Origin of the sequence: Caulobacter sp. CCH9-E1 (assembly GCF_001556515.1) — a bacterium.
GTDB lineage: Bacteria > Pseudomonadota > Alphaproteobacteria > Caulobacterales > Caulobacteraceae > Caulobacter.
In genome coordinates this window covers 1-5245 of the sequence record NZ_LSJA01000268.1, presented here as the reverse complement: position 1 = coordinate 5245, position 5245 = coordinate 1, and the positions used below count along the sequence as shown (strand labels likewise).

Annotated in this window: 7 protein-coding genes; all 7 read left to right on the top strand. The window is 70.7% G+C overall.

What is annotated here, in order from left to right; genetic code table 11:
• On the top strand, positions 1-1310 hold a 1310-nt coding region (locus AX690_RS15170; protein ID WP_156449689.1), incomplete at its 5' end, for a heavy metal translocating P-type ATPase.
• Positions 1307-1450: a hypothetical protein gene (locus tag AX690_RS22985; RefSeq protein WP_156449688.1), complete on the top strand. Its 144-nt coding sequence runs from the start codon at positions 1307-1309 to the stop codon at positions 1448-1450. The genes AX690_RS15170 and AX690_RS22985, both read left to right, overlap by 4 nt.
• Positions 1447-1899 carry a hypothetical protein gene (locus AX690_RS15165; protein WP_127846984.1) on the top strand — a complete coding sequence of 151 codons (453 nt, stop codon included), beginning with the start codon at positions 1447-1449 and terminating at the stop codon, positions 1897-1899. The genes AX690_RS22985 and AX690_RS15165 overlap by 4 nt, the downstream gene beginning before the upstream one ends.
• Positions 1896-2360, top strand: coding sequence for an SRPBCC family protein (locus AX690_RS15160; protein ID WP_066682845.1), 465 nt, complete (start codon positions 1896-1898; stop codon positions 2358-2360). The genes AX690_RS15165 and AX690_RS15160 overlap by 4 nt, the downstream gene beginning before the upstream one ends.
• Positions 2361-2444: 84 nt before the next feature.
• Positions 2445-2813, top strand: a complete 369-nt coding sequence (locus tag AX690_RS15155) for a hypothetical protein (protein WP_066682844.1) — start codon at positions 2445-2447, stop codon at positions 2811-2813.
• Positions 2814-2872: 59 nt separating this feature from the next.
• Positions 2873-4105, top strand: coding sequence for a TolC family protein (locus AX690_RS15150; protein WP_066730480.1), 1233 nt, complete (start codon positions 2873-2875; stop codon positions 4103-4105).
• An 11-nt stretch (positions 4106-4116) separates the two neighbouring features.
• Positions 4117-5245 (top strand): efflux RND transporter periplasmic adaptor subunit (locus tag AX690_RS15145; protein ID WP_066730479.1); only part of this gene is annotated, 1129 nt, incomplete at its 3' end.

Sequence of the window (5245 nt, the reverse complement as noted above, 5' to 3'; positions counted from 1 at the left end):
GCGCGCTCGACATCCGCGTGGCCCGCAAGGCCGGCGAGAGCACCCTGGCCCGCGTGGTGCGCATGGTCGCCGAGGCCGAGGCCCAGCGCTCGCCCACCCAGCGCTTCACCGACCGGTTCGAGAAGGTCTTTGTTCCGGCCGTGCTGGTCCTGGTCGCGACCCTGATGCTGGCCTTCCTGGTGCTCGATGAGCCCTTCAGCCGCAGCTTCTACCGCGCCATGGCCGTGCTGGTGGCCGCCAGCCCCTGTGCTCTCGCCATTTCGGTGCCCAGTGCGGTGCTGAGCGGCGTGGCCCGGGCCGGCCGCGGCGGCGTCCTGGTCAAGGGCGGCGGTCCGCTGGAGAACCTGGGCACCCTGACGGCCCTGGCTTTCGACAAGACCGGCACCCTGACCGAAGGCAAGCCCAAGCTGACCGATATCGTCCCGGCCCAAGGCGTCGAGGAAGACGAACTGCTGGCCATCGCCGTGGCGGTCGAGGCGCTCAGCGACCACCCGCTGGCCGCCGCCGTCGTGCGCGACGGCGAGGCCAAGCTGAACGGCCAGGCCCGCCGGGAAGCCACCAGCATCAAGAGCCTGACAGGGCAGGGGATCCAGGCGCAGGTGGACGGCAAGTCCGCCGTGATCGGCAAGCCAGGCCTGTTCGAAGCCGAGGGGCCGCGACCGCCGGAAGATGTGTGGAGCGAGGCCCAGAAACTGGAAGCCAATGGCCGCACCGTCGTCATGGTGCGCCATGGCGACCGATATCTTGGCGTGCTCGGCCTGATGGACACGGCCCGTCCGGCGGCGCGCGACGTCATTAAGCGCCTGCGATCCCTCGGGATCACCCGGATGATCATGCTGTCAGGCGACAACCAGTCGGTCTCCGACGCCATTGCCCGTGATCTGGGTCTCGATGAGGCCCGTGGCGGTCTGATGCCGGAGGACAAGGTCGCCACGATCAAGGCCCTGCGCGAGCAGTTCGGCAAGGCCGCGATGGTCGGCGACGGCGTCAACGACGCCCCGGCCATGGCCAATGCCACGGTCGGCATCGCCATGGGCGCGGCTGGCTCGGACGTGGCCCTGGAGACCGCCGATGTCGCCTTGATGGCCGATGACCTGAACCATCTGCCGTTCGCGGTGGGGCTCAGCCGAAAGACGAGCGGCATCATCCGCCAAAATCTCTGGGTCAGCCTGGGCATGGTCGCGGTGCTGATCCCGGCGACCTTGTTTGGCTTGAAGATCGGCGAGGCGGTGATCTTCCACGAAGGCTCGACCCTGCTGGTCGTGGCCAACGCCCTGCGCCTCCTGGCTTACAAGGAGCGCCGGGCATGAGCGTCCCTGAATCCCACGACGAGGCCGCGGCCTGGGCCCGCCGTTCGGCCCGCCGCGCCCTATTCGCCCTGGTGGCCGCGATGGTGTTTCTCGCCGCAACCATCGCCGTGGCGGTGATCGGCATGGGGCATCGGCCATGATCGGGCATCGATCCGTCCCGGCCATGGCGCTTGGTCTGGCCATGATTGGCGCATCGATCGCCGGCTCGGCCCTGGCCGACACCATCGACAAGCCGATCGCGCTTTCGACCCCGCGCGGCTTTGTGCTGGACTCGGTCCGCGCCGTCGCCGAGGGCCAGGGCGTGCGCTTCCACGGCGCGGTCTGCCGACGCACCGCCGGTCCCGCGCCGCGCTTCGTGCGAGCCGATCGCCTCGATCGCGACGGCCACATCCTGAGCACCGCGTCGAAGGTCCTTTGGGATCTGCGCGGGCGCGAGCGCCACTGCACGTTCTTCGACTTGCCCACGGCCAGTCCGCCGATAGACGGCGAGCTGTTCCGTGTCTGCTTGCTTTCCACGAACCGCCCGTGCCCGGAGCCCGTCGTGGCCCCATCGGGCGCGGGCGACAAGGCGACGAAAGGCCGCCCATGATCATAGAATCAGAGATCGATATCGCCGCGCCCCCGACCAAGGTCTGGCGAACCTTGACGGAGTTTGGCGCCTATCCGCGCTGGCACCCGCACTGGGAGATCGAAGGCGTGCCGGTGCAGGGCGCTAGGGTCTATATCCGCATCGGTTCGAACCCGGAGAAGCGGCTGCGGTTCAGGGCCAAGGTGATCGGCATGGCGCCGGCCGAGGAAGTCGCGTTCCAGTCGGGGCCGTTCTTCGCGCGATCGTACGAATACTTCCGGCTCGAACCGAGTGCGCGCGGCACCTTGCTTCGCCACACCAACGAGATCACCGGTTTGGCGGCCTTGCAGTTCAAGTTTAAGGCTGAGCACGAAAAGTTGGTTAGAATCTACAACTTCCGGCTGGAAGCTCTCGCGAAATATATCACCACCAGCACGCCTTTGCGTGCAGTGACCCGGTCACGTCCGCGGACCCGGATCTGACCCTTGCGGCTGCGCTGATGCGCCACGCCAAGTGTATCTTGTAACGTATTTCCTCGACGCAACACGGACGCTATAGGCCCTTTTATGTTCGACGTGCCGACATGGCTGAAGACTTGGACGGGAGCGCTTTTCGCGTGCCTGCTGGTGCTCGCCGTCGCCGCGCCGTCGTTCCGGTTGGACGTCTGTCCGCCGGAGACGTCGGTGACCGCCGAGCATGGCGCCGCGGCTGAAGCCGCGAGCTTCACCCAGATCGACGACCAGGACGCGGCGGACGCCTCGGACGCCAAAGGCGGCGAACCGGGCGGTCACTGCCACCATGTGCCTCAGCTGATGAACCCGGTCGTTGGGGCGCAGCACGTCGTGTCCGCCGACCGTATCCGGTTGGTCGCCTCGGCCCTCAACATGCCGCCCTCGCGCATGCCTGACGGCCCCAACGAGCCCCCTCGAGCCTGACCCTGGCCGCGCCTTCGCGCGCGTAATCGCCATCGTCAGTTCTCACACAGGGACCTCCCATGCATTCCCGTTATGCCCGGCCCGCTGCCGTTCTCGGCGCGGTTCTGGCGCTCGCCGGTGTCGGCGCGTTCTCGCGCGCCGCTGCCGAGCCGCTCACCCTGGACGCCGCCATTTCGCGCGCCCAGACCCAGTCACCGCTTGTCACGGCCGCCGAAGCTTCGGTGAAGGCGGCGGAAGGCCGCGCGCGCCAGGCTGGCCTGATGCCCAACCCCGAAGCCGGCCTCCAATCGGAGAACTTCGCCGGCTCGGGCCCCTATGGCCGGTTCGGCGCCGCCGAAACCACCGCCACGATTAGCCAGCGCCTGGAGCTGGGCGGCAAGCGCCGCACCCGCGCCGCCGCCGCCAATGCCGAAGTCGATGCCGCCCGTATCGGCTTCACCATCGCCAAGGCCGACCTGACCCAGGAAGTTCGGGTCCGTTACGCGGAGGCGTTGGCCGCCCAGGATCGCCTGGTCCTGGCGCGTGAAACCGCCGCCCGCGCCGAGGGGCTGTCCAAGGTCGCCGGCACCCTGGTCGAGGCCGGACGCGAGCCGCCGCTGCGGGCCTTGCGCGCCGAAGCCGCCAGCCGCGAAGCGGCCGCTGCGGTGATCGCCGCCGAAGCCGAGGCGCTGGCCGCCCGGCGCGCGCTCGTCACCCTCTGGGGCGACGCGGGCGAGACGATCGAGCTTGTGCGCGGTCAGGACCCGGCCGCGCCCCCCCAGACCACGATCGATCCCAGCGAGACCCTGGACGTGCGCCAGGCGCGCGCGGACCTCGAAACGGCCCGCGCCGTCATCGATCGCGAGCGCGCCGCCGGCCGCCCGGACCTGACGGTTCAGGCCGGCGTGCGGCGGTTCGAGCAGACCGGGGACTCGGCGATGATCGTCGGCTTCACGGCCCCGATCCCGATCTCCAATCGCAACCAGGGCACGGTCGCGGCCGCTCGCGCCGACGCGACCGCCGCCGAGGCGCGTGAGCGCCTGGCGCTGGCTCGCTCGGTCCGGGCGGTGCGTGACGGCGAAGCCTCGCTGCGCGCGGCCAATGCCCGGCTGGAAGTGCTCGACAGCAAGATCGTCCCGCAGGCCCAAACCGCCGTCGATCTGGCGCGCGGTGGCTTCGAGGCGGGGAAGTTCTCGCTGCTCGAAGTCCTCGACGCGCAAGGCGCCCTGACGACCGCCCGCACCGAACTCATCGCCGCGCGCCTCGAACGCGCCAAGGCGCTGGCCGCGCTCGAACGCGCCGCCGCGCAATAGGAAAGCTCACCATGAAGTCCAACGATAGAAAGACCCTGCTGACGGCCGTGGCGGTCAGCGCCGTCCTGGCCGCCGGCGCCGGCGTGCTGATCGGCAAGACCATGCTGTCCTCGCCCGCCAAGGACGCCCCGGCCGCCGAGGCCAAGGAAGATCACGCCGGCGAAAAGCCCCATGTCGCGATGACCGCCGAGCGCATCGCCGCCGACGGCATCCAGCTGGTGACCCTGGCCGGCGGCGGGCTCGATGCGGCCGTTCCGGCCCAGGCCACGGTGGTGGCCACGCCCAATGGCGCGGCGATCCTGGCGGCTCGCGCCGACGGGGCCATCGTTCGTATCAACAAGCGCCTGGGCGACCCCGTCGCCGCCGGCGAGGTGATCGCCGCCATCGAGAGCCGCGACGCCGCCGCCATCAGCGCCGACCGGAGCGCCGCGGCCGCCAAGGCCGCCGCCGCCCGCCAGGCCCTGGTCCGTGAGCAGCGCCTGTTCGAGGCCAAGATCACCGCTCGCCAGGACCTGGAAGCCGCCCAGCGCGAGGCCGCCATCGCCGAGTCCGAGCTGCGGCGCGCGAGCGGCGCCAGCGCCGCCGCTGGCGTCAGCGGCAATGGCCGCACCCTGGCCGTGACCAGCCCGATTTCGGGCCGGATCACCGCCGCCACCGCCACCCTCGGCGCCTATGTCGCCGCCGGCTCCGAACTCTTCCGGGTCGCCGATCCGGGCCGCATCGAGATCCAGGCCGCGCTCCCGGTCGCCGACGCCCAGCGCGTCAAGCCCGGCGACGCGGCCGTGGTCGAGACCGCAAGCGGTTCGGTGAACGCCACCGTGCGCAGCATCACCCCGGCGCTGGACGCCGAGAACCGTTCGGCTACCGCCGTACTGGCCGTCAGTGGCGAAGCCCCGATGCTGACCCCCGGCCAGGCGCTGCGCGCGCGCATCACCCCGCGCGGCGCCGCCGCCAGCGTCAGCGGCCGCATCTCCGCACCAGACGAGGCCGTCCAGACCGTCAATGGCGCCGAGGTCGTCTTCGTGCGCACCAAGAACGGCTTCGAGCCGCGCCCGGTCCGGGTCGGTCGCCGTGGCGGCGGCCAGGTCGAGATCCTCTCGGGCGTGCGCGCCGGCGAGCAGATCGCCGGCAAAGGCGCCT